This is a genomic window from Limibacillus sp. MBR-115, from assembly GCF_040549425.1.
In the GTDB taxonomy this organism is placed as follows: domain Bacteria; phylum Pseudomonadota; class Alphaproteobacteria; order Kiloniellales; family CECT-8803; genus Limibacillus; species Limibacillus halophilus.
Genome location: NZ_JBEPTJ010000005.1, coordinates 153,758 through 177,829, shown reverse-complemented (window position 1 = coordinate 177,829; position 24,072 = coordinate 153,758). Strand labels below are relative to the sequence as shown.

At 55.4% G+C, this 24,072-nt stretch carries 23 protein-coding genes, 1 tRNA gene and 1 riboswitch; of the genes, 8 read left to right on the top strand and 16 right to left on the bottom strand.

Translation table 11 applies throughout. The features are described 5' to 3' along the window. The 3 genes from ABIE63_RS12110 to ABIE63_RS12100 all read right to left on the bottom strand — a co-directional run bounded on the left by ABIE63_RS12110 (nt 1) and on the right by ABIE63_RS12100 (nt 3,593). Complete coding sequence (locus ABIE63_RS12110; RefSeq protein ID WP_354504736.1) at nt 1–930, bottom strand: ABC transporter permease; 930 nt, start codon at nt 928–930, stop codon at nt 1–3. Between the two features lies 1 nt (nt 931). After that, nucleotides 932–1,942, bottom strand: coding sequence for an ABC transporter permease (locus tag ABIE63_RS12105; RefSeq protein ID WP_354504882.1), 1,011 nt, complete (start codon nt 1,940–1,942; stop codon nt 932–934). A 73-nt stretch (nt 1,943–2,015) separates the two neighbouring features. Further along, nucleotides 2,016–3,593 (bottom strand): ABC transporter substrate-binding protein, encoded by a 1,578-nt coding sequence (locus ABIE63_RS12100; protein WP_354504735.1) that lies wholly within the window; start codon nt 3,591–3,593, stop codon nt 2,016–2,018. A 198-nt stretch (nt 3,594–3,791) separates the two neighbouring features. On the opposite strand from ABIE63_RS12100, the gene ABIE63_RS12095 reads away from it, so the two are divergent. The 4 genes from ABIE63_RS12095 to ABIE63_RS12080 are packed head-to-tail and all read left to right on the top strand — an operon-like array spanning nt 3,792 to nt 7,460. Further along, a complete protein-coding gene (locus ABIE63_RS12095) occupies nt 3,792–4,823 on the top strand; it encodes a cysteine synthase A (protein ID WP_354504734.1) in 1,032 nt (343 codons plus the stop codon). Nucleotides 4,824–4,826: 3 nt separating this feature from the next. Continuing rightward, nucleotides 4,827–5,534 carry an alanyl-tRNA editing protein gene (locus ABIE63_RS12090; RefSeq protein ID WP_354504732.1) on the top strand — a complete coding sequence of 236 codons (708 nt, stop codon included), beginning with the start codon at nt 4,827–4,829 and terminating at the stop codon, nt 5,532–5,534. Between the two features lie 28 nt (nt 5,535–5,562). Beyond that, nucleotides 5,563–6,435, top strand: a complete 873-nt coding sequence (gene sseA, locus ABIE63_RS12085; RefSeq protein WP_354504731.1) for a 3-mercaptopyruvate sulfurtransferase — start codon at nt 5,563–5,565, stop codon at nt 6,433–6,435. A gap of 17 nt (nt 6,436–6,452) precedes the next feature. Then, a complete protein-coding gene (locus ABIE63_RS12080; protein ID WP_354504730.1) occupies nt 6,453–7,460 on the top strand; it encodes a GNAT family acetyltransferase in 1,008 nt (335 codons plus the stop codon). Here the strand turns inward: ABIE63_RS12080 and ABIE63_RS12075 are convergent. The 6 genes from ABIE63_RS12075 to ABIE63_RS12050 form a co-directional block, all read right to left on the bottom strand. Next, nucleotides 7,457–8,272, bottom strand: coding sequence for a hypothetical protein (locus ABIE63_RS12075; protein WP_354504729.1), 816 nt, complete (start codon nt 8,270–8,272; stop codon nt 7,457–7,459). The two genes, ABIE63_RS12080 and ABIE63_RS12075, sit on opposite strands and share 4 nt — an antisense overlap. A gap of 1 nt (nt 8,273) precedes the next feature. Next, a complete protein-coding gene (locus ABIE63_RS12070; protein ID WP_354504728.1) occupies nt 8,274–8,996 on the bottom strand; it encodes a hypothetical protein in 723 nt (240 codons plus the stop codon). Between the two features lie 85 nt (nt 8,997–9,081). Beyond that, nucleotides 9,082–9,831: an amino acid ABC transporter ATP-binding protein gene (locus ABIE63_RS12065; protein ID WP_354504881.1), complete on the bottom strand. Its 750-nt coding sequence runs from the start codon at nt 9,829–9,831 to the stop codon at nt 9,082–9,084. 48 nt (nt 9,832–9,879) lie between these two features. Then, nucleotides 9,880–11,004, bottom strand: coding sequence for an amino acid ABC transporter permease (locus tag ABIE63_RS12060; protein ID WP_354504727.1), 1,125 nt, complete (start codon nt 11,002–11,004; stop codon nt 9,880–9,882). Between the two features lie 10 nt (nt 11,005–11,014). Next, nucleotides 11,015–12,208: an ABC transporter permease subunit gene (locus ABIE63_RS12055; RefSeq protein WP_354504726.1), complete on the bottom strand. Its 1,194-nt coding sequence runs from the start codon at nt 12,206–12,208 to the stop codon at nt 11,015–11,017. 205 nt (nt 12,209–12,413) lie between these two features. Continuing rightward, nucleotides 12,414–13,433 (bottom strand): amino acid ABC transporter substrate-binding protein, encoded by a 1,020-nt coding sequence (locus ABIE63_RS12050; RefSeq protein WP_354504724.1) that lies wholly within the window; start codon nt 13,431–13,433, stop codon nt 12,414–12,416. A gap of 276 nt (nt 13,434–13,709) precedes the next feature. On the opposite strand from ABIE63_RS12050, the gene metC reads away from it, so the two are divergent. Both metC and hisI read left to right on the top strand, forming a co-directional pair. Beyond that, nucleotides 13,710–14,903 carry a cystathionine beta-lyase gene (gene metC, locus ABIE63_RS12045; protein ID WP_354504723.1) on the top strand — a complete coding sequence of 398 codons (1,194 nt, stop codon included), beginning with the start codon at nt 13,710–13,712 and terminating at the stop codon, nt 14,901–14,903. Nucleotides 14,904–14,932: 29 nt separating this feature from the next. Next, nucleotides 14,933–15,340 carry a phosphoribosyl-AMP cyclohydrolase gene (gene hisI, locus ABIE63_RS12040; RefSeq protein WP_354504722.1) on the top strand — a complete coding sequence of 136 codons (408 nt, stop codon included), beginning with the start codon at nt 14,933–14,935 and terminating at the stop codon, nt 15,338–15,340. Nucleotides 15,341–15,395: 55 nt separating this feature from the next. Here hisI and ABIE63_RS12035 read toward each other — a convergent pair whose 3' ends face one another. The 7 genes from ABIE63_RS12035 to ABIE63_RS12005 all read right to left on the bottom strand — a co-directional run bounded on the left by ABIE63_RS12035 (nt 15,396) and on the right by ABIE63_RS12005 (nt 22,136). Then, entirely contained in the window at nt 15,396–16,202 is an 807-nt protein-coding gene (locus tag ABIE63_RS12035) for a hypothetical protein (RefSeq protein ID WP_354504721.1), read from the bottom strand. Continuing rightward, nucleotides 16,199–16,483 (bottom strand): hypothetical protein, encoded by a 285-nt coding sequence (locus ABIE63_RS12030; RefSeq protein ID WP_183416324.1) that lies wholly within the window; start codon nt 16,481–16,483, stop codon nt 16,199–16,201. Before ABIE63_RS12030 ends, ABIE63_RS12035 begins: the two co-directional genes overlap by 4 nt. 233 nt (nt 16,484–16,716) lie before the next feature. Beyond that, nucleotides 16,717–16,793: transfer RNA gene (locus tag ABIE63_RS12025), tRNA-Arg, on the bottom strand. Nucleotides 16,794–16,836: 43 nt separating this feature from the next. Next, the gene (locus tag ABIE63_RS12020; RefSeq protein ID WP_183416323.1) at nt 16,837–17,142 is read right to left on the bottom strand and encodes an ETC complex I subunit; all 306 of its coding nucleotides are present in this window, start codon (nt 17,140–17,142) and stop codon (nt 16,837–16,839) included. Nucleotides 17,143–17,282: 140 nt separating this feature from the next. Next, nucleotides 17,283–18,080 carry an ABC transporter substrate-binding protein gene (locus tag ABIE63_RS12015; RefSeq protein WP_354504720.1) on the bottom strand — a complete coding sequence of 266 codons (798 nt, stop codon included), beginning with the start codon at nt 18,078–18,080 and terminating at the stop codon, nt 17,283–17,285. A gap of 70 nt (nt 18,081–18,150) precedes the next feature. Next, on the bottom strand, nt 18,151–20,112 hold the full coding sequence (locus ABIE63_RS12010; protein ID WP_354504719.1) for a TonB-dependent receptor: 1,962 nt from the start codon (nt 20,110–20,112) through the stop codon (nt 18,151–18,153). A 147-nt stretch (nt 20,113–20,259) separates the two neighbouring features. Then, nucleotides 20,260–20,494: riboswitch (cobalamin riboswitch) on the bottom strand. 76 nt (nt 20,495–20,570) lie between these two features. Beyond that, a complete protein-coding gene (locus ABIE63_RS12005) occupies nt 20,571–22,136 on the bottom strand; it encodes a hypothetical protein (protein WP_354504717.1) in 1,566 nt (521 codons plus the stop codon). 134 nt (nt 22,137–22,270) lie between these two features. On the opposite strand from ABIE63_RS12005, the gene ABIE63_RS12000 reads away from it, so the two are divergent. Together ABIE63_RS12000 and ABIE63_RS11995 are read left to right on the top strand one after the other, a co-directional pair. Further along, entirely contained in the window at nt 22,271–23,260 is a 990-nt protein-coding gene (locus tag ABIE63_RS12000) for a glycosyltransferase family 2 protein (RefSeq protein ID WP_354504716.1), read from the top strand. After that, nucleotides 23,257–24,000 (top strand): hypothetical protein, encoded by a 744-nt coding sequence (locus ABIE63_RS11995; RefSeq protein WP_354504714.1) that lies wholly within the window; start codon nt 23,257–23,259, stop codon nt 23,998–24,000. The genes ABIE63_RS12000 and ABIE63_RS11995 overlap by 4 nt, the downstream gene beginning before the upstream one ends. Nucleotides 24,001–24,072 lie beyond the last annotated feature (72 nt).

Below are 24,072 nucleotides of genomic sequence, written 5' to 3'. Positions count from 1 at the left end.
CTACCCCCCACTACGCGGATCGAGCAAGTCGCGCAGCCCATCGCCCAGAAGATTGAAGGCCAAGCTAACGATGCCGATTGCAAGCCCCGGTAACGTTGCCACCCACCAGTGATCCAACAGAACCTTGCGCCCGGCGGAGACCATGGCGCCCCATTCAGGCGTTGGCGGCGGCGCGCCCAAGCCGAGGAAGCCCAAACCAGCAGCTATCAAGATCACCCCGGCCATATCCAATGTCATGCGTATGATCACCGAAGAAAGGCACATCGGCACAATGTGCCCTCGAATGATTCTAAAACTGGAGGCCCCCTGAATCTGGATTGCGGCAATGTAATCCGCCCGCCGAACCGTCAGCGTCTCAGCCCGGGCGATTCTGGCATAAGGCGACCAGGATGTGATGGCAATTGCCAGAATGGCGTTTTCCACGCCGCGCGGCAGTACCGCGACGAAGGCAAGCGCCAGAACCAAGCGCGGAAAGGCGAGGAAAATATCGGTAATCCGCATTAAGACGACATCGACCCAGCCCCCAAGATAGCCGGCAAGGGTACCGACTATCAGGCCGACAGTCGGCGCGATCACAGCAATAATCGCAACAATCATCAGGGTGATCCGGCTGCCATAGACGATCCGGCTGAAGATGTCCCTGCCCAATTCGTCGGTGCCAAAGATGTAACCCTTCTCGCCAGGCGGCAACAGGCGGTCGTCCAGCACTTGAGCAAAAGGATCGTGCGTGGCGATGAAGGGCGCGAAAAGAGCGACGAGCAAAAGCCCCAAGACAATCGCCAATCCCGTCACGGTCAGCGGGTTACGCACGAAATCCAGGGAAGCGAGATATACCTGAACCGCGCGGGCCTGCAGTCGCGACGTCGGCGTATCGCTCGTAAGCCAAGCTTTCAGACCGCCCTGCGGGTGCTGTGCCTTGGTATCAGGCATTTCAGTGGGTCCTAGGGTCGACCAGCTTGTAAAGCAGGTCGGACAGTAGATTGATACCAATGAAGGCCGCGCCGACAACGATCGTTCCACCCAATACGGCGTTCAGATCGGCCGAGAGCAAAGAATTGGTGATGTAGAAGCCGAGCCCTGGCCAAGCGAACACTGTTTCGGTCAATACCGAGCCTTCCAGCAAAAAGGCGTAGGAAAGCGCGACAACCGTGATCAGTGGCACCATGACGTTACCCAAGGCGTGATACCATATGACCCGACTTTCCGAGAGCCCCTTCACCCGTGCTGTCGTCACATACTCTTGGCGCAATTGCTCCAACATGAACGACCTGGTCATACGTGCGATATAGGCCAGCGAGAAATATCCGAGGACGGCGGATGGTAGAATGATATGGCTGACGGCGTTGTTGAAAACCTCCATGTCCCCGGCCAAAAGGCTGTCCACTAGGATCATGCCCGTCACGGCCGGAACAATGTCTTCATAGAAAATATCCAACCGCCCGAACCCGGCGACCCACCCGAGTTCGCTGTAGAAGACCAGCAACGCGATCAAGGCCAGCCAGAAGACCGGCAGAGAGTAGCCAAATAGTGCGACGAGACGGATCAGGTGATCAGGCCAACGCCCCTGATTGACAGCAGCGATAACACCGGCCGGAATGCCCAGGAACACACCGAAAATCGTCGCAACGGTCGCGAGTTCCAAAGTTGCCGGGAACACCCGCGCCATATCTTCAAGCACGGGCCGGGCCGTCAACAGCGATTTCCCGAAATCTCCGGTCAGCACCTTTCCGATATAGTCCAGAAACTGAATATATATCGGTTGATCCAACCCAAGTTCCTTTACGGCCTTGGCATAGATTTCCGGTGATGCGCGTTCTCCGACCACCACCAACACCGGATCGATGGGTATGACCCGTCCGATGAGAAAGGTAACCAGCAACAGGCCAAAGAAAGTCACGGCGACGGAAAGAATCGTGCTTGCGACAGCCTTCAGGCCCGGCAACCGGGAAGCGGGCTTCCCGGTTGCCGTTTCACGGCTTGATGAATTTTCAGTCACGGATCGTCCGTTGCGCCGATCAGTTCTTCGTTACGGTCCAGAAAAACACGTCGTGCGTAGCACCACCCGTCCGTAGACCCGAAACGTTGTCGCGTTCCGCTGTTTGAATGATTTGCTGGAACATGACGACGAACGGCGAGGTCTGCTGATGCTCCCGCTGGATCGTGCGATACATCTCGGCACGCTTGTCAGAATCCTTTTCCAATACGGCCGCTTCGGTCGCCTTGGTCATAGCCGGAATCTCCCAAGCGTTACGCCACGCAAGCTTGCCCGTAAGGCCCGCCTCGTCCGAATTATCGGTGTTGTGGGCAAAGGTATCGGCGTTCGTATGCGGGTCAGGATAATCCGGACCCCAGGCACCTAGGTAGATTTGGTGCTGGCGCGCACGGTACTGGGTCAGTATCTGCTTGCCCGTGCCCGTTACCAATTCGGCTTTGATGCCGGCTTGCGCCCAAACCTGCTGCAAAGCCTGGGCAACCTCCAGACGCTGCGGATCGGTACGCACGTATATCTGCACGTCGAATCCATCCGCATACCCGGCCTCGGCAAGCAAAGCCTTCGCTTTCTCAAGATTCAGCGAATATGGCTTTTCCTTCAACTCACCGAGATAGGTGAGCGGGAGGAAAGCCTGATGCACGGTGTACTGTCCACGCAGGAAGGACTGAGACATCCCTTCGTAATCGACCAGATACTTGAAGGCTTCGATCACCTTGGGGTTCGACAGCCGCTCATCTTTCTGATTGAGCGAGAAGTAAAGAATGCGGCCTTTCAGGTCATCTTCAACCTTGATGCCTGGCGTTCCGGAAATAGCAGCGATGTCATCGGGCGAAAGGTTGCGCGCGATATCAATATCGCCCTTTTCAAGGGCCAAACGCTGGCTATTGGATTCCGGCACATGCTGCACGAACACCCGCTTCATCGCAGGCGTTCCACGCCAGTAATCGGCATTCGCGTCCAAGACATAAGATTCGTTCGGCTTCCAGGATCGCAAAGAATAAGCGCCGGACCCAGCGGAGTTGGTTTTCAGCCACTCGTATCCGAAGTCGCCATCTTTCTCGTGTTCCATGGCCAGTTTCTTGTCGACAATCGAAGCCACTGGCGCCGTCAGACAATTGAACACAAAGGAAGGCGCATAGGGCTTGTCCGTCACAAGGGTCAACTCATAAGGGCCCGTCGCCTTGATGGTCTGCTCCATGTTCTCGGTCGTGAATCCGAATTGCGTCAAAATGAATGAAGGTGTTTTCTCCAGAGCAATCACACGCCGGATGGAGAACTCCGCATCTTCAGCGGTGATGGGGTTGCCGCTATGGAATTTGGCGCCTTCGCGAATCTTGAAGGTGTAGGTCACACCGTCATCCGCAACGCTCCAACTCTCTGCAATCCCCGGCACGAGTGGCCCCATGTTATTAGGATCGAGCTCCACCAGAGTGTCATAAACATTGTTGGCTAGGTCGGTGCCGGAAAATTCAAAAATCTCGGCCGGATCGAGTGAGACGATATCATCGATCTGCGCCGCAATAACCAGTGTATCTTTTGGGGTTTCAGCCGAAGCCGGCCCGCTCAAACCAAACAACAGCACGCCCGCTGCTGCAGACAATAACAGCCTCTTTATCATTTTCTGAACTCCCTGTTTTTCTTATTTGTTACCAGGCATTCGAAATGCATGAAGTATGGACAGCTTCAACGTGACTCAGCAAAAGAGTCAACCCGAAATGGGCACCCCTTGCCGCCCGCTAGCCTGCTGGCTAGTCTCTGTGGCAAAGGCATACTCTCCCCTCTCCCGGAGACCCACACAATGGATATACGAAATGGCTTCATCGGCACGATTGGCAACACGCCGCTGATCAAACTCAGAAAAGCGTCGGAAGAAACAGGCTGCACAATACTGGGAAAGGCGGAGTTCCTGAACCCAGGCGGATCCGTCAAGGATCGTGCTGCCTGGGCCATCATCAAGGATGCCGAGACCCGCGGCCAACTTCGCCCCGGCGGCGTTATTGTTGAAGGGACCGCTGGCAACACCGGTATCGGCCTGGCTCTTGTGGCACGAGCGCGCGGGTATCGCACCGTTATTGTCATCCCGGAGACGCAGAGTGAGGAAAAGAAGGAAATGTTGCGTCTCTGCGGTGCGGAGTTGGTCCAGGTCCCTGCCGTTCCCTACAAGAACCCTGAGAATTACGTGCACGTTTCGCGTCGCATTGCTGAAGAAAGAGCGGCTAGCGAGCCCAACGGCGCCATCTGGGCAAATCAGTTCGACAATGTTGCAAACCGGCAAGGGCATTACGAAACGACCGGGCCGGAAATCTGGCAACAGACCGATGGCACCGTGGACGGTTTTATCTGCGCGGTCGGTACTGGCGGCACGCTTTGCGGCACGGGCTTAGCCCTGAAAGAACGCAACAAGGATATCACGATCGGCCTCGCGGATCCCATGGGCTCGGCGATCTATGGTTTCTATGCGAACGGCGAACTGAAGGCCGAAGGAAGTTCAATCACGGAAGGGATTGGCCAGGGGCGTATCACAGACAATTTGGAAGGCGCTCCCGTAGACGAGCCGTTTCAAATAACCGACCAGGAAGCAATCCCCCAGGTATTCTCCCTGGTTGAGGAAGAGGGTCTGATTTTAGGCACATCAAGCGGGATCAACGTTGCCGGAGCAATACGGCTGGCAAAGAAGATGGGGACAGGTCACACGATCGTAACGATGCTGTGCGATTCCGGAACGCGGTACACCAGCAGACTGTTCAATGCGGACTTTTTGCGTTCCAAGGATATTCCTTTCCCTGAGTGGGTTGCTAATTTGCGAGATGGAGGAATGAAAGGAAACTGATCAATGACGGCACTCTTTCGGGAAGACTCCTATCTAAAAGAATGCACCGCTACCGTGATTGCAGCCGGGCCGGACGGTGTCTCGTTGGATCAAACTGTCTTTTATCCCACCGGCGGCGGGCAACCGGGCGACAGCGGCGTATTAGTTTTGGCTGACGGCACACAGATACGGGTTGTTGAAGCACGCAAAGGCGCCGGTCCGGACGATGTCCTCCACATTCTGGAGGAAGGTTCGCTACTGCCGAAACCAGGCGATCCGATAACTGCACGGATTGATTGGGATCGCCGCTACCGCCATATGCGCATGCATAGCTGCCTGCACGTTCTTTGCTCGTTGATCGACGGCGACGTGACCGGCGGCCAAGTAGGCGACGGCAAGGGCCGTTTGGACTTTAATCTTGCCGAGGCACCGGATAAAGAAGCCCTGAGCGAGGCACTCAATCGGGTCATTGCGGAGGACCACACGATCTCGCCCCGCTGGATCAGCGATCAGGAATTAGCCTCCAGTCCTGATCTCGTTCGTACAATGTCCGTCGCGCCGCCTACCGGTTTCGGCAGTGTCAGGCTACTGGAGATCGAGGGTGTCGATCTGCAAGCCTGCGGTGGAACGCACGTTGCGCGAACCGCGGAAATCGGCAAGGTTGTGGTTCGCAAAATTGAAAACAAGGGTAAGCAGAACCGCCGCATAAACCTTGCTTTCGACGAAGCATGAGCTCACAAGCAGCAAACGGGAAGCCTGCATGAAACCCAACAACAGCGCTCTAGTATCAGTGGCTTGGCTTTCTGAGCATCTTCAAGCACCAGATGTCCGTATCGTGGACGCCAGCTACTTCCTCCCTGCCGAAAAGCGCGATGCCCAGGCAGAATTCGAAGAGGCCCACATTCCCGGCGCCGTCTTTTTCGATATCGATGAGATCAAGGACGACAACAGCGATTTGCCGCACATGTTGCCGTCACCGGAAAAGTTTTCCTCCCGAGTCCGTAATTTGGGTCTGGGTGATGGCAACAGAATCGTGGTTTACGACCGCCTCGGCATGCGTTCGTCACCTCGCGTGTGGTGGACGTTCAAGGTCTTTGGACACAGCGATGTGACCGTCCTTGATGGCGGGCTTCCAAAGTGGCAAGCGGAAGGGAAACCTGTTGAGAGTGGCCCAATGCGATTGCCCGGTCCCAGGCATTTCACCGCGCGCAAAAACAGCTTTTTGGTCAAGGACAAAGACCAGATGATGCGCAACCTCGAATCCCAACGTTTCCAGGTGGTAGACGCTCGTTCACGGGGGCGCTTCGATGGCAGCGAGCCCGAGCTCTGGCCGGGCAGACGCAGCGGCCACATTCCAGGCAGTCTGAACCTCCCCTTCACCGACGTAATCGATTCAGCCTCCGGTGTTCTTCTGCCCAACCACTTATTGCTGGAGCACATTGAGAAAGCCGGAATTGATCTCTCAAAACCGATCGTCACGACCTGCGGATCGGGGATCACGGCGTCGGTCCTGGCCCTCGCCCTGCATGAGATAGGGCACAAGGATTTCGCGGTCTATGACGGCTCCTGGAGTGAGTGGGGTCTGGACAGCAGCGGAACACCGGTGGAGTCCGGCGAAATCGCGTCCAACTGATCACAGAGATCAAGTCGATGGGGCAAAGCGAGAAGAAATCGCTGAAGATTCGCAGGTATCGGGACACTGATTTCGATGCGCTGGTGGCTCTGTGGAAGAACCTGGGGATGCTCGCTTGGTACAACGATCCGACCCGCGATATCGGTCTGTGGCAAGCAAGCAAAGATGCGCAAATACTGATCGGCGAAGTCGATGGTGCTTTAGCGGCAAGTGTTTGCGTCGGGCACGATGGTCATCGCGGCTGGTTCTACTATCTAGCCGTCGCTGAGGACCATCAAAGGAAGGGATTTGGACGCCTCCTCGTCGATGCCTCGGAAGCATGGTTGAAGGCCCGAAAAGTGGCCAAGGTTCAACTCATGATCCGTCCAGGTAATCACAAAGCGCACAGCTTCTATGAAGCGATCGGATACGAGATCAACCCCTGCAGTCTGCGACAAAAGTGGCTTATCGATCGGGGAGAACCACCGGCCGATGCTAACCTCCACGATCGCATTGAGGTGACCATCACCTACCTGGAGATGACCGAACGTAAAGTCGCCTCACTCCAAACCCCACACTTGACCGGTCATCGCTTGGGATTGTTGCGGGCAGAGCGCCCGACCCTCTCGTTCTATAGATTCCTTTACAATACGGTCGGTCGGGACTGGCTTTGGTACGAACGGCGGCGCATGAGCGACGATGCACTTCGGGACATTATCGAGAACGACCTCGTAGAGGTTTTCGTTCTCTATGCCGAAGGTGTTCCCGCGGGCTTCTTCGAGTTAGATGCGAGGAAGCCGGGAACGGTGGACCTCGCGTTACTGGGCGTGATGCCGGAGTTCATCGGCCGCCGATTTGGTCCCTTCCTGCTTCACAGCGCCGTGGACAGGGCTTGGGAGAAGCAACCCGAGAAAGTGACCGTGAACACCTGCACGTTGGACCACCCTAAAGCATTGCCGTTGTACCAGAAGGTCGGCTTCGTGCCTGTCAGTCGCAAAACCATCCAAATTGACGATCCTCGTGAGAACGGCTTGATCCCATACTAAGGGACACCGCCGCCTTCCTTAGGATCCCTGATGGGTTTCCCGCGCCAGAAAGATTTATCCGTCAATCTGTAAACTTCGTCCAATTCACCGCCACCCCTATCGGGCCGGATATAAGTGATGATCTCGTCGATCATCATTTCGTCAATCGGCATTCCGGCGAAATCAGCAAGCCCCCGTATGAGCGACTCACGCAACCGCAATCCACGCTCATAGCTCACGAACGCCACGGGGCAATCCGTGTTCCGAACCATCGTCATGAGGAATCCGACTTGGGCAAGCGTATCCTCAATCGTTTTCATGTGCCCTTGCCCCGTTCTGGCAAAGGTGGTTTGCGCGGCCGCCTGTAGATCACGGAATACAATAATCAGGTGAGGATTTGGAAGAACGGACAACAGTTCGACGATGTAAACATGGCCATTCGGGTCCTTCCAACCCCAAACGTCGCGTTCTGCTGCTTTACGGGATGCTATCGCGCGAAGCTCATCGAACTTCGCCGCAATTGGTTTTCCAGCTCCGTCGTAAAGTGGCTCCAACTGCCTCGCTGTTTCGGTAAAATCCAAATCCTCATTGTTTGCACTTTCGATCCGGTCGCCCATCGGAAGACCCAAGAGGCGCAAACACCCAGCGACCATTGAGGTCCCCCCCCTGGGAACACCGAGCACCACATAGGTTCGTCGCTTCTGATCAGGAGCGGCAGGCCGGATTACCGTAACGGGCTGAATCAGGTGCGCAGTATCGGATTCCACGACTGGGTCATAGTTTATCAAAAGATGCCATGCGGCCTTGAGGCGGTCGGAAAAGCGCTGCGCCATCTCAGTCACATTCCGGTGTATAATAAGCCCGATCACGGGCACGCGCCTGAGCATCGATTTCACCGGAAACACGGTCAGGTCTGACAAAGCTTGCCAAGTCCTGACAGTCCTGCTGCGTCAATTCCAATCCGCAGAAGGAAGATAGGAGCCGCAAGAATTTTTCTGGATGACGAAGGCAGCGCTCGTAACTGATCAACAACGTCGGTGCAGATAGCTGCTCAATCGCGTTTACCATCGCAGTCAAGTGGCCGAGCGACGCTCGCAGCGACAAGGGATGATCCAATCCCAGGCGCTTGTGATTACGCTGCGCGACCGCATGCACATCCCGAAAGATATAAAGCAGGTGTGGGTTACGGAGCCTGTCCAGCACTTGCGGTAAAATCCGGAGTGTTTCGGGATGCTTCCATCCCCAAACCGGATGTCGTTCGTTACGATATTCAATGAAGGCCCGGAATTGCTCCAAACGCTCCGGCAAAAGATTTCCCGTACCATCCAGCAGCGGACGGCACTGAATCAGGTCATGGAATTCTTGATCTTCGTTGTTGGCTTCATTCAAGCGTTCTCCCATGGGGACGCCCGCTAAGCGCAAACAGCCGGCAACCATTGACGTGCCGCCGCCGCCCAGCCCCAACACACATAGCGTTCGTTCGGCGTTGGAAGTGGAAGGTCTTAGAACATCGCAGGGTGATTCTATCTCCCGTGACGCGCTCGCCTTGCTCTCCATCCTCGCTCCAGGCCCCCCTGGGTAGTGACATTGGAGGATTCCTCCAACATCGGCGTTTCCCGACTCCTTGCGGAGCTTCTTCTAACTAGTGATGCAGTATCTGACTGAGGAAGAGCTTCGTCCGATCCGACTTAGGATTGGTAAAGAACTGCTCCGGCTCGTTCTCCTCAATGATCTCGCCACCATCCATAAAAATCACCCGGTTCGCGACCTTGCGAGCGAATCCCATTTCATGGGTGACGCATAACATCGTCATGCCGGATTCCGCCAAGTCGATCATCACGTCCAGCACTTCCGAGATCATTTCCGGATCAAGTGCCGAAGTCGGTTCGTCGAACAACATGATCTCAGGGTTCATACAGAGACTGCGCGCGATGGCCACACGCTGTTGCTGACCGCCGGAAAGCTGCCCAGGATACTTCTTTGCTTGGTCGGGGATTTTGACCCGCTCCAAGTACTTCATCGCAGCTTCCTCGGCTTCCCGCTTTGGCATCTTACGGACCCAAATGGGCGCAAGCGTACAATTCTCCAAAACCGTCAGGTGTGGAAACAGGTTGAAGTGCTGGAACACCATTCCAACTTCGCGGCGAATGGCATCGATGTTTTTTAGATCGTTGCTCAACTCGATGCCACCAACCTGAATGCTGCCCTGCTGGTGTTCCTCCAGGCGATTGATGCATCGGATCATCGTGGACTTGCCCGAACCCGAGGGCCCGCAGATGACGATTCGCTCACCGCGGCGAACTTGTAGGTTGATGTTCTTAAGAACGTGAAAATCGCCATACCACTTGTGCATGCCGGCAATTTCGATAGCGACCTCATCGGAGATCTGCATTTCCGTTGTCTCGATGGCTTGTTCGCTCATCTTTCAGCCTCCTTGTGCTTAGCGCTTATGCCCGGTGTGAAGCTTCTTTTCCAGGTACAAGGAGTACCGGGACATAGCGAAGCACGATACGAAGAAGAAAAGGGCCGTGTAGATATACACCTCAGTCGACAAACCGTTCCATTTTGGGTCCGCCAATGCCGACCGCATGATCCCCAAGACGTCGAACAGTCCGATGATCAGCACGAGGGTCGTGTCCTTGTAGAGACCGATGAAGGTATTCACGATACCCGGAATGGATATCTTCAGGGCCTGCGGTAAGATAATCAGCCGCATAGCCTGCCAATATTTCAACCCCATGGCATCGGCGGCCTCGTACTGCCCTTTCGGAATGGCCTGCAGACCACCGCGCACCACCTCGGCGATATAAGCCGACGCGAAAAGGGTGACCATAATCAGCACCCGCAAAAGCAGATCGAACTCGGTCCCCGGCGGCAGGAAGTAGTTCAGCATCGTCGATGCGACGAACAACAGTGTGATCAGTGGCACGCCACGAATGAACTCGATGAAGGCAACGCTGACGATCTGCATAGCCGGGAGATTTGAGATACGGCCCAACGCCAGCAAAATACCCAACGGCAGCGAGAAGGTTATCCCCGTGATGCCGATAATGAGTGTCAGCATGACACCGCCGAACATCTTGGTCTCGACCAATGGAAGTCCCAAGAAGCCGCCCACCACCAGCCAAATGGCGATAAAGGGATAGGCTAGAGAGAACCAGATCATTTGTTTGCGTACCGGAAAGCGGTCGAACAGAACCGGTCCCAAAGCAACAAACAGCAGCAGGAAAGTAAGTTTCAAGCGCCAACGTTCCGCTTCCGGATAGAAAGCGTAAAGTGATACCTGAAAACGCTCGCTGATCACGGCCCAGCAGGCGCCGGTCCCCTTGGCAACGCACTCTTCTCGGTTACTTGCGTTAATCACCGCATCAAACACGAAGTAGTCCAATATCGGCGGCACGATCCGCCAAAGGATCGCGATCGCCACCAGGGTCAAGATCGTGTTCCCGATGGAACTGAACAGATTTTTGCGCATCCAGCCTATAATGCCGCGTGTCGCCAAAGGCGGCGGCATGTCGGGGTGCTGGCCGGGAGCGTAAGTCTGGGTATCCTGTAGATTGCTCATGACAGCCCCCTCACCTCTCTACCAGTTTGATGCGTTTATTGTACCAGTTCATGAAGAGTGAAATGACCAGCGAGAAGCTGAGATAAATCAACAGCACAATGGTCATAGATTCCATCTCGCGCCCTGTCTGATTGAGCGAGATACCACCGATTGTCGCCACGATGTCCATGTACCCAATGGCAATTGCCAATGACGAGTTTTTCGTCAGGTTCAGATACTGGCTGGTCAGGGGCGGTACGATCACACGAAGCGCTTGCGGGATAATGACCAGTTGTAGCGTCCGATTAGTCCGCAATCCCAAGGCATGGGCCGCCTCTGTCTGGCCGTAGCTGACTGCAAGAATACCAGCGCGTACAATCTCGGCGATAAAGGCCGAGGTATAGAGCGACAAAGCAAGCCACAGTGCCAGGAACTCCGGCTTCATGGCTACACCGCCAACGAAGTTGAAACCCTTGAGCTCAGGATAGCTCCAGTTCATCGGCATGCCGGTAACCAGGAATACCACAAACGGTAGTCCAATGATCAATCCAAGCCCGACACGGAACACCGGCAGAATGCGGCCGGTTTCTTCCTGCAGTTTGCGCGCATGACGCTTGTAAAGCACCGTCCCAACGATGCCGCCGACAAAGGCGATAAAAGTTGCCCAGAACAATGGTTCAGGCAACGGACTGGGGACATACAATCCGCGATTGCTCAGAAACACACTCTCACTGAAGAAGCTGGGAGACTGGCGGGGCACCGGCAGCGTGTTAACGACGATACCGTGAATCAGCAAGATGTGGAGCAGAACCGGAACGTTTCTGACAATTTCGATGTAGCAATAGACGATGCGGCTCATCAACCAGTTCTTGCTGAGACGCAGAACGCCAAGCACAAATCCGACGATGGTCGCCAGAATGATGCCCGAAACCGCCACAAGAAGCGTGTTGAGAATGCCGACGATCGCCGCGCGGAAATGAGTGTCGCGCGAGTTGTAGTCGATCAGTGTCTGATTAATGTCGTAGCTGGCCGGAGCTGAAAGAAAGGTGAAGCTGTACCCTTTGCCGATCGTCTCCAGATTGATGACGGCATTCCGGATTATGTAAAAGAAAAACCCGAATAGCAGTGCCACCGTCAGAATTTGAAGAATGACCGAGCGCGCTTCTTTGTTGTTCCAAGCTCGGGATAGGGCGCTACGGCTATCGACTATGTCTGCTGCCGCCATGACCGCATTTCCTTTGAAATCTTGGCGTTCTTTCTGTCTTCCGATGGCTGACTGTCATCGTGATGTGGCCCAGAACCAATCGCGGACACCACGACATGCGACGCCATCTCGGAACACTGAAGAACTGTGACTCAAAAAGTCCAAGAGGCGACGCAACCCAGATAAAGAGTTGCGCCGCCGTATCTTGAACCTAGGGCTCCGTTGATTAGCGGATCGGCGGAGCGTACATCAGACCACCTTCGGTCCAGAGCGCGTTCAAGCCACGCTCAAGCCCAATTGCGGTATCGGGTCCGATGTTACGGTCGAAAATCTCACCGTAGTTACCGACTGCCTTGATGGCATTCTTGGCCCAATCTTTGTCAAGGCCAACCATGGCGCCGAAGTCACCTTCGGTGCCGAGCATTCGATCGATATCAGGATTGCCGGTTGCCTTCGCCCCAAGCTCGTCAACATTGGCTTGCGTGACACCATACTCTTCAGCCGCGAGCAGAGCGTACAAAACCCAACGCGTGATATCACCCCAAGCATCGTCGCCCTGGCGTACTGCCGGGCCGAGAGGCTCTTTGGAGATGATTTCCGGCAGAATCACGTGATTCTTCGGATCGTCGAAGGTCGCACGCGTTGCAGCAAGACCGGAAGCATCCGTGGTGTAAACGTCACAACGGCCGGCCAGGTAGTTCGTGCGCGCTTCTTCGTTCGTCTCGATGGGGACCGGCTCGTAGTTCATGTTGTTGACCCGGAAGAAGTCAGCAAGGTTGAGCTCGGTTGTGGTACCCGTCTGAATGCAGACCGATGCACCGTTCAGTTCCTTGGCGCTGGTTACGCCCAGGTTCTTGTTAACCATGAAGCCCTGACCGTCGTAGTAGTTCACGCCCAGGAACGTCAGCTTCAGGTCGGCATCGCGGCTCATCGTGATCGTGGTGTTACGATACAGGATATCGCCCTCACCGGCATTCAGCGCAGTGAAACGAGTCTTGCCGGTGGTTGGTACGAAGTTGACTTTTTCCGCGTCGCCTAGGACGGCAGCAGCCGTTGCACGGCAGAAATCAACGTCAAAACCGTTCCAACGACCATTCTCGTCGGTAAACGCAAAGCCCACCAGGCCAGTTGTAACGATGCAGCTCAGCTGCCCTTTTGCCTTCACGTCGTCCAGTGTCGCTGCGTTTGCGACCCCAGTAGCGAGAAGAAGGGCTGCTCCTGCACCTAACAATGTTTTCTTGTTCATGGAGATAAAACCTTCCCTGTTTGTCCCTTGCCTTAAATCACACGCGAGCACCCCTCATCCCTCTCAGGTCAAGGATTGGTTCCCTGTGGGGCGAACTCACGCACAAACCATGGAACAGATGCACCTGAAAGGCAATAACCTAGACATTTAATTGCAATAAAATGATTTGTATGCCGAAAATTCCCGAAGTATCAAATGCTTGCGCAAATCAAAGTGTCAGTTCCTAGATTGAATAGCCCCTAATCACAACGACGTGAAACACAGGATATTTCCACAATGACAACCTCAAGAGTAGAATCTAAGCGCACACGACTCGTCCAAAGCGCGCGTCACAGCAGCGACTGGAACGGTGCTTTGAATGCGCCTCTTATGCGCGCCTCGACCATATTGTTTGATCGCCTCGATGAATATGAGGTGCGCCCGGAAAGAAGCAGCGGGAAGCTTTCATATGGCATCGCCGGCACAACAACTCACTTTGCGTTTCAAGAAGCCTTGGCCGATCTGGAGGGCGCCGCAGACGCAATCACGCTGCCATCGGGCCTTGCCGCGAATACGGTCGCACTGCAAGCTTTCGTGAGCCAGGGCGATCATATCCTGGTGACCGACAGCGTTTACTACCCGGCCCGACGTTTTTGCGACAAGATTTTGAAGCGCCAGGGAGTCGAGACCACTTACTATGATCCGACTATCGGCGCCGGCATCGAAGCTCTGATACGACCCAATACCAAGCTTATCTATATGGAGACCCCGGGATCGCTCACCTTTGAGATGCAGGACGTCCCCGCAATAGTTGCAGCGGCTCGTAAACACGGTGTGCGCACCGCGCTCGACAACACCTGGGCAACGCCCCTGTTCTATCGTCCATTGGAACAGGGTGTTGATTTGTCCATCCAGGCAGGGACCAAGTACATCGGTGGACACGGTGATCTGATGCTGGGTTACATCGCCGCAAATGAAGCGTCCTTCCGGGCAGTATACGACATGGCATTGTTCCATGGTCATTGTTGCGGCCCTGAAGAAGCGTACCAGGGATTGCGAGGATTACGCAGCATGGGCGCGAGGCTCGACCAGCACCAACGGGGTGCACTGGCGGTAGCGCGCTGGTTGCAAGAGCGCCCCGAGGTCGATCGTGTCTTGTATCCTGCCCTGCCGGAAGACCCGGGCCATGCCATATGGAAGCGTGACTTTGACGGGGCGACAGGCCTCCTTGGTATCGTCCTTGCGAAGCCTTATGCCCGCCGAGCCGTCGAAGCGATGATCGAATCCTATAGGTATTTCGGTATCGGCGCGAGTTGGGGTAGCTTTGCCAGCCTAGTCGTCTCGGGATACCCTGAAAGGCACCAAACCACGCGTCGCTGGGAGGCGACAGGGCCGCTTTTGCGTTACCATATTGGCTTGGAAGACCCTGATGATCTAATCAACGACCTAGCGACCGGATTCGAACGTCTAGAGCAAGCGAACAAAGGCTAGACTACAATGAGAGGCAGTAAGGAAAAAACATGACCGACAGTCCCGAAGGCCTCCCTCCCTCGCTCGAAGCAGCCATCAATTTCGACGAGCGCGGACTCGTTGCCGCTATCGCCCAGCAACAAGGCAGCGGCGAGATCCTCATGATGGCTTGGATGAATCGTGAGTCACTGTCAGAGACCCTCAAGACCGGCCAGGTTTGTTATTGGTCCCGTTCGCGCGGAAAGCTCTGGCGCAAGGGCGAAACCTCAGGACAAACACAGCATTTGAAGTCACTCAGCGTTGATTGCGACGGCGATACACTGCTCTTGACGGTCGAGCAGAATGGTGTTGCCTGCCACACCGGCCGACGCTCCTGCTTCTTCCGTCAATGGAATGGACAGAAACTAGAGGACGTCTTGCCGGTGGTACAGGATCCGGAAACGCTCTACGGGCGTTAAGAGCGAACACCGCACCACCGTCAAGATCTTTCGAAAACGAACTTTAAAGCCCGCGCTATTCTTTGGCCACGAACCCACTGGCGGTAAAACCAATGGCCTCAGCTTGTAGTCCGCTAATCCGATCATCCAGCCAAGGCAAGACATCTCCCTCGCCGATTGGCCACCAATGACGCACCGCCGCGCCAAACTGCGAATTTCGAGGGTCGCCAGCAATCCCGTTGTGATGCTCGATAGCCTCAATCTGGGTCAGTGCACGGTCGCAAAGAATCAGCTGTGACGCATCCATCGTAGGTCGGAAGATAGCGCCCGATCCCGGATTGCCGGCAACATTGGGTCGTTTGTACGAGATCACCGGTCCCGTCAGAGTATCCTCTACGACCGACATGTTGTCCGGAACGCCGTTTACGTAAAGTTGGAACCCGGCCGCCGATCCACTTCCGTCATAAGTCAGCAGAAAGGTCACAGCCGGCCTGGCGGTCCATCCAAACACTGATGATCCCAAAGCCCTTGCCCGCTGGCCCGCTGGAACATCGCCTTCAAACCGGCAATGAAAACGCCCGAACTCGGGACCACTTGCCAGGTTAACGGAAAGAACAAACCCGTGCCGTGTCGGGTCCTCTTCGGCAGTTGGCATGGTGGACAACAAAACCACACTGTCATTTTGCCAATGCCAGGCCATGTAGAGCCCTATGCTAAAAGCGCGATCACTCCGCAAGAGATCACTGGCTTCAATCGGCAACACCATATAGTCAAAGACGCCATTGAAACTGAGAGCCTGTTCATCCACGAACCCCAGCGCACTCGCTCTTGAACTGGCGAACATCGGTGCGGTGATCGGCGAGCGAACGGGACAGCCCCTCATGCGACATAGGGCACCAGATCCGCCCGAAGCCCGGATGGCGTACCTCCGCCGACCGCCATACGAAGTTGAGACGCGCAGATCTCCAAGTTTCGGACCTGTGCATCACCCTCGATAAACTCACCACCTTCGACCGGCAACCAGGTTGCCTCGTCGGGACCCAACATCTCCAACCGCAATGTTGCGCCATTGAATGTGCCGGACACCCGGAGGGTGAAACGGCCAGCCGCAACCTGGACCGGCGTCCCTGTCGCGACCTCATCTGCAAGAAGAATTGTAGTCATCTATCACTCCTGATACCCCAAGAAGACGCGTAACAAGACTGCAGCAGCCCCAACGTCTTCCGGACGTTTGTACCAATAAGCCATGTTGTTTTGGCTTCCGGCCCCCAAATGCGCATTCGCGCTCTTTTGTGACTCATCGAACATGAGCCACACCCTATATACAATAATAATAATAGGGAATAAACAATATTTTTTATCAATTTTTATAGGTTTTTTGGTTCGACGTATGGAAATGGCGACCCCGGCAGGATTCGAACCTGCGACCTAGTGCTTAGAAGGCACTTGCTCTATCCAGCTGAGCTACGGGGTCACGAACCCATTTCGTACAACCAGCACACTTGCCAGGAATTCCGCTAGTGGGTCCAGCGTCCAAGACGGCTGTAGGAAAAGTTGTCAGCATAGGCTTTGGGTTTGATCTTTCGCGCGGTGGGCTCGGATATGCTGTACATCAATCCTTGCTTTTCCGCGTAGGCGACCGCCTCTTCCTTGCTGTCGAACCACAGGCACACTTGATGTTTGGTTTCGGCACTCGATGTCCAACCCATCAGCGGTTCAATTTCGCGGCGTGCGCCCGGCTCGAATTCCATGCACCAGCGATCGGTACGCGCACGTCCTGACTGCATTGCTGTTTTGGCCGGTTTGAAAATACGAACCTGCATCCTGCTTCTTTCCTTGCAATCCTTGGCTCATGTCTTCCCCACCTTGCTGGGGTCCACATGATCCCTAACCCTATTGGTTCATTTACTTACGGGATTCCACGACTGCATGGCAAGCGCCACGGCTCCGCCGCGATTCCCACCTATCGACTGACCGTTCCTGCTTGCCTCGCCAGCTCACGTGCCGCCGCGACGGCCTCGGGCCCCCCACAGGCCCAAGCAAGCGGCGGTAGCTTGAGAATTCGACCGTACCCTTCCATACCCTGCATTGCCGGGTGCTCCAATAGCGCTTCCGCCTGCGAGCGCGACACACCCGGTTGCATTTGCAGCACCAAAAAATCCGGCCGGGCACTGATAAGGTCTTCGAGCGATAGATAAGGCCGCTCGAGATCGGCTGCCAGGTTCTCCATGCCCGCAGCGGACAGGAGTCGGTCGCCAATGGTCCCCGCCGTCGGCGTAAAGCCGTTTGGCTCGAAGAAAGCCGCCGTCGGTCGATCTGGACGATTGCCGACTTGCCGTTGCAACTCGGCTAAATCGGCGTCTAACCGCCTCGCGATCTCTAATCCGCGAGGGCCGACTTCCAGCAAATCGGCAAGCTCGGTGATCACCTTGGACGCCTCTGAGAATGATCGGGGTAACGGGATGGTCTCCACCCTGTAACCCAAGCGCTGCAACAGACCCGCGGTATGCGGCGTCGTGAAGGGGCCTGCCAGGACGAGATCGGGATTGAATGCGATAACTTCCTCGGCGCGTCCGTGATTAACGGGAATCCCCTTAACCTGATCGGCAATGGACGACAGCTGTGGATCAGCACTATCAGCGGCAACGGATAGAATGCGGTCTCGATCGACCAGTTGCAGCAGCAACTGGTCGATACAAAGATTCATGGAAAGAATGCGTTGTGGTCCAGATCGTGTTTCGGCGGCCGACAACTGACCCAATGATACCCCTCCTGCCCCGATCAGAATCAGGAAAAGCAACCACGAGCAAACCGATAGCCACCGCGGGCAATCAATCCGGCGAGAAACCGATCCGAAGGCCCACAAACGCCGTAAGGCCCGGGCCTCTGGTTTCAAACACGTCGATCTGTTCGGCATCCGTCAGATTCTCCGCACGAGCGAAAAGACTCACGCCCTCAGTAATATCATAGGAACCGCCGAGATTGACGGTCGTATAGGAATCGAGACCGACCCGTGTTGCCGGAAAAGTCGCAAAGTTCAGGTCGTCTTGCTTACCCTTGTGCACTAAACCCAGGTTCACGCTGGCACGACCATCTAGGAAGCGATAGTTGGCGTTGAGGCTACCCATATGGCGAGGTCTGCGAATCAGCTCTTGTCCGTTGCTGTCCTCACTGTCGGTATAAGTGTAGCTGGCCGTCAGACGCAAATCAGGCAAGGGGCGAATCGAGCCCGCAACTTCCAACCCTTTGATCCGGTTTTCACCAGTCGCGTTGAAGGCCGTATTCCCTGTACCGACGATCAAGTCCTCGATGGTCGAATCGAAATAGGTGACATCGACTGATGCGCGCTTATCCCAGAAGTTCTGCTCGATCCCAATATCCCAACCGATTGCCGATTCGGGCTGCAGGTTCGGGTTGCCCGTAAAGCCCGGCCCAAAACCGAAGAGCTCGGTCAGTGTCGGGTTCTTGACTGCTTTGCCGAAACTGCCATGCAGGCGCGTATCGGTTTCTGCGTAGAGGTAGGCCAGCGTGGCGCGGTAGGTCGTGCTGTCATCGAAAAGTTTTTCGTTCTGCTGCTGTCGAATGCTGCCCCCCAGGAACAGGCTATCCCACAGCGCCAATTCATACTCGCCGATCAAGGAGTTACTCGCCAGGGATTGATCTTCTCCGCCCGAAAGGAACGTTCCCGCCGCATCCTCTTCCAAGCGTTCAAACGCAAGGATGAGCGTGTGCTCAGCGTTTGCCACTTCCGGTGTGGCAAAGAAGATGTTCGATTGATAGAGGTATTCCCTTACCTGCCCCTCGGTCGAAGTGACCGGCAAAAAGAAGAAGGGGTCCGTCGTCTCGGTATCGATGTCGGAGATACCGGCCGCAACGATCTGTTCCCACTGCCCCTCGAACAAAGTCAGCTTAGCTTGTGCTCGCCCCGAGGCTTCAACGGTATCGGTAAAGACACCCGGCTCATCTTGCGTTGCAGATACGAAGGTGTTCGGGTCGAACACCAAGGGGTCAAACTCCACCGTCGCATCGCTATAGCGGCCACTTAAACTAACCTCGACAAACCGCCCTACATCGAACTGCAGATTGGCATTGATACTGGTGTTCTCATAGGGGTCCGTCTCCGAGACGCCGGGCATCTTGCGGTCCAGAGCAGAAACGCTGTCGCTATTAAGGCGTGTCGCTCCTAAATAAAATGAGTAGTTCTCTTCACTATGACTGACCGAACTGGAGAAACGGTAGCTTTCAAGTGTCCCAGCCTCCAACGTAGCCGACACACGAGATGGTCCGCCTTTCCTGGTGATGATGTTAATCACGCCACCCAAGGCTTCGCTGCCATAGAGCGCGGACTGCGGGCCGCGCAACACCTCGATACGTTCGAGATCAACCGCCAGAAGATTATCGAGGTTGAACGCGTTACCGCGAGACGGGTCATTGACGCGCACGCCGTCAATTAAAACCAACGTCTGATTTGCCTCCGCGCCGCGGATGCGAACTTCGGTCAAGGACCCCATGCCACCCGATCGGGTCACCGCTACGCCGGGAACTTCCTGCAGAACATCGGCCACCGATTGCGTCTGCCGATCCTCCAGATCATCGGCATCAATGACCGTGACGGCGCTGCCGACCCTGTTAGCCGACATCGGCACACGACTTGCACTGACAACGATTTCCTTACCCGGCGTACTTGGCGAAACTACATCGGAATCCTGCGCGGCCGCAGATGTTACATGGGCCAGTGAAAAAACTGTCGAGATCAGGCCTGCATAGAGCAGTGCTTGCTTATTGAGAGACATTGCTTCCCCCCTCCGGGTAAAAGGCATTTTCACGCGCATTCCAGAGGCGAGGGTTTAGATTGGAGAAAGCAACGAGCGGCCCGCTGTTCGAAGCTTGGATTCTGCAATCCGGGCCGTTATCCCGTTCGCGGACTCCCCCGTCCACCGACCGAAACACGACGCGACGGCAGGTCTCCTGGCTCACGGGTCTTAGCCTGTTACCCGGCCTTCCCAGTCCTTAAAACTTTGTGGACCAGTGGCTTATACGGATAAAGGCTCGCCGCTTACAGTTGCGGGGGCAGCCGTGGAATTGATTCCGCGCAATGATTCGCGCCTCGCACCACGTTCCCTCTTGCGTTTTCAGGCCGCTACAACCCGAAAAACCGTCACGCGATTGAACTTTTGGCCGTCTGGCCGGGGAATGTCAATCGCCTGGACGACACATAGTGGAAGGGCCGCGACCCACGCCTCAAGGACGTTCAGTTAATTCGATAGAGAATGAACTCCGGGTTTGTCGCTACGGGCGTCAGGTTCCAATCCGTCGGCGCATCCAAGGGTTGGCGTCCCAACCACAACAAATAGTCGAAGGTACCTGGCCACCCATCGAAGTACCGGGCCGCGCCATCCTGCCCCCACCCGGCTTCATTGGGCGCCGCCTTTGCGGCACGCTCAAGCAGTTCCAGCATTTTCGCAGGATAGGCTTGGGGTTCATTAAACACGCTCAACGGTGCGCGAACGTTTACGCGCGAGGTGTTAGTAAAAAGCTTGGGTTCGAAGGCCATGGCTTCGATAACCGCAAGGCTGCTGGAGTGATACAATTCGTTCCACACCAACTCGGATCGATCCTTCTCCGGCGGCCAAGCGGTTAAAAGCCAACTGCCTTCACTCATCCCGGCAAACGCTTCCGTCATCTCGCGCTGAACCCGATCAACGCTCGCCATGCGTTGCCAAGCATAGGACCACTGCCAGGCAAACAGACCAAGGAACAATATTGCAAGAAGGCCCCTCACCTTCACTGAGGCGACCGTCAATTGGCTACCCGCAAACAGCAAAAAAACGAAGAGTGCGGGAAACCGCAACTGCAGCAGGCTAATGCCCAGGAATTTTTCGGGGATAAACAGGACGAGAAGCCCCACAGCGATCACAGGTACCCTGATATCAGGATGCCACACCAGTGCCCCGGCTTGCCGTAGAGCAATAAGAATGACCGCCACGACCGCCAATACAATTATCCCCTGGAGCAAGTCGGACAGGCCAAAGGCGAAAGTGAAATTTATCAACATTGCCATGGGACTACCAAAGGAAATACCCCCGGCGGGAAGTCCGCCCAATGACAAGAAGGATATGATCAGCAAAGCCAGTGGCACCATAAAGAGGATGCTCTGCAACAGAAGTTCCCGCTGGCAGAACAAAGAGGCGTGTTTTGGCTGATGCAGGGCCCGTGCCACTTCGTAAGCGAGGACCATGTAACCCAACGCCAGGAAACCAAGAGCATGCCAGAACCATAGGACGACCACGAGAGGCAGGAAGATTGCTAACCGCAGCCAGCGGTTTCGCTGGCGAAAGGCTATCCATCCCGAAAAGCCGACGAGTGATAAGCCCACACCGGCAAGAAAATTGATCAACCCACCGGCAAGCGGCGCGCTGTACAACGCAGGCAGGCAGGCTAATGGCCAAAGGGACCACTGTCGGTACAGAACGAAATGTAGCAGCATGCCACCAACGGGAAGTAATGCGACGGCAAACACCGAAAAAACCGTGGCTGCGGTATAGACATTGATTAAGCCAACGAAGGGACCGACCAATAGATCCATAGCCAGATCAGGAATTGCCTGCTGGTTCAATTGATAGAACTGCTGCAATGCGGGTTGGTGACCGAAAGCCCCTTGAATAAACACCCTTGCAAGGTGATTGGGATAATCCCGCCCAATTCCCAAAGGATGGAAAGCGATTGGCGCCAACGCCAAAGCCAGCAGAAGCAACGAACAGAAAGGTCGCCCGATAAGAGACCCAGCGTATGCAATGTTTCGTTGTACAGCGCTCATCGGCGGCATTTCCATAATCGGTTCGACTAAGCAAAAAACAGAACGAAACCAATTGTTACAGTTTTGCATTCATAGACAATTTACCGAATCCTGCTTACTCTTTTCATTGTCCGAAAAACCATAGTTGGTTGTTTATGTCCACTCCTCGCTCTATCAGCATTGTTATACCTTTCATGGATGAAGAAGGCAGTCTCGAAGCCCTGATCGTGGCTATCAAGGCGGCATTGCTCGATTATGATTTCAATTATGAAATCTTGCTGGTGGACGACGGAAGTCGGGACCGCGGGCCAGAAATCGCTAAACGGTTGGCAGAGGAAGAGGCGCAGGTGCGCCTCATTCGCTTTACGCGGAATTTTGGCAAGGCTGCGGCGCTTATGGCCGGGTTCAAGGAGGCAAGCGGCGAATACATTGTCACTATGGACGCCGACCTGCAGGACGACCCCAAGGAAATTCCGCGGCTTCTCGATAAACTCGACGAAGGGTATGACATCGTTAGCGGGTGGAAGAAGGACCGTCAGGATCCCATCGGCAAGCGTCTTCCGTCAAAAGTGTTCAACTTCGTGGTTGCCCGAGCGTTCGGCCTCGAACTGCATGACATGAACTGCGGCTTGAAGATTTATCGCCGGGATGCTGCCGCACACTTGCGTATTTATGGCGAGCTGCACCGTTTCACTCCAGCCATGCTTTATGCCCTGGGGTTCAGAGTTGCGGAGCTCCCGGTTACCCATCACCCCAGGCTTCAGGGAAAGAGCAAATACGGTACGGCCCGGCTTGCAAAAGGCCTGCTCGACCTTGTGACTGTGATCTTGTTGACCCGTTACCGGGCGCGCCCTCTACATCTCTTTGGATTGATTGGATTGCCGCTCGGCTTCATCGGTTTCCTAATACTCTTCTACCTTACGGTCCTATGGTTTGCAGGGCTTGGTCCAATTGGCGACCGTCCTTTGCTGTTCTTCGGTATTCTTTTGATCCTGACCGGCACACAGTTGCTTGGAACCGGCTTGATTGCCGAGCTTGTTCTGGCCAGCGAAAACAATGCATCTGAACGTTATCTCGTGGCGGATCGGGTCGGGTTTCCCAGCCCTGATTCTTCAACCCCCACCAAAAAAGCCAAAGGAAAATGAAGGCTGTCCTGCGATCAACCTTCATCTGTTGCATGCGTATTTTACGCAAGCTTGCCGCAGCGATTGGGCTTCTCGGATTCTTGGAACGGCGACGGGCCAACCGCTGGTGTCTTTGGTTGCGTAGCCTGTTCGCCATTTATGACTTTGAAGACCTCTGCCGAGTCGACCTGCCCTGGTGGACACTTGAATCGGCAGATATCATCGAACGTTTCTTGAAGAATCGCGCCGCCGCTAGGGTATTCGAGTACGGCAGCGGCGCCAGTACCGTCTGGCTTGCCAATCGCGCCGCCGAAGTCATTTCCGTTGAGCATGACGCTGATTGGGCTGCAGAAGTCCAGGACGCGCTTATAGCAATAGGTGCGCACGCGCGTGTCCATTGCGTACCGGCGCAGCCTGCATCACCTAATACCGACCCGCGCCACCGCTCTGCCCGGGACGGGTATGAGGGATTGGACTTCGGCACTTACGTGAACAGCATCAATGATCACGAGGGCCGGTTCGATTTGATTATTATCGACGGCCGTTGCCGTGCCGCATGTCTGACTCCGGCCATTGAGAAGGTAAAGCCGGACGGCTTGTTGTTGTTCGACAACTCGGCCCGCCAACGCTATCGCCGGGCGATCGAAGGCTGTGGGCTCGCCCGTTTGGATACAAGGGGCCTGACTGCGTGCTTACCCTACCCTGATCAAACGACCCTCCTCTCGCCCTCCTCGGAAGTTATCGCAGGACTACGCTCCTGACACCGCCGCCGACCCTTACGGTGATCGCAACTACACTTCCAGACGGTTTTGCGGCAAAATCGGCCGATATCA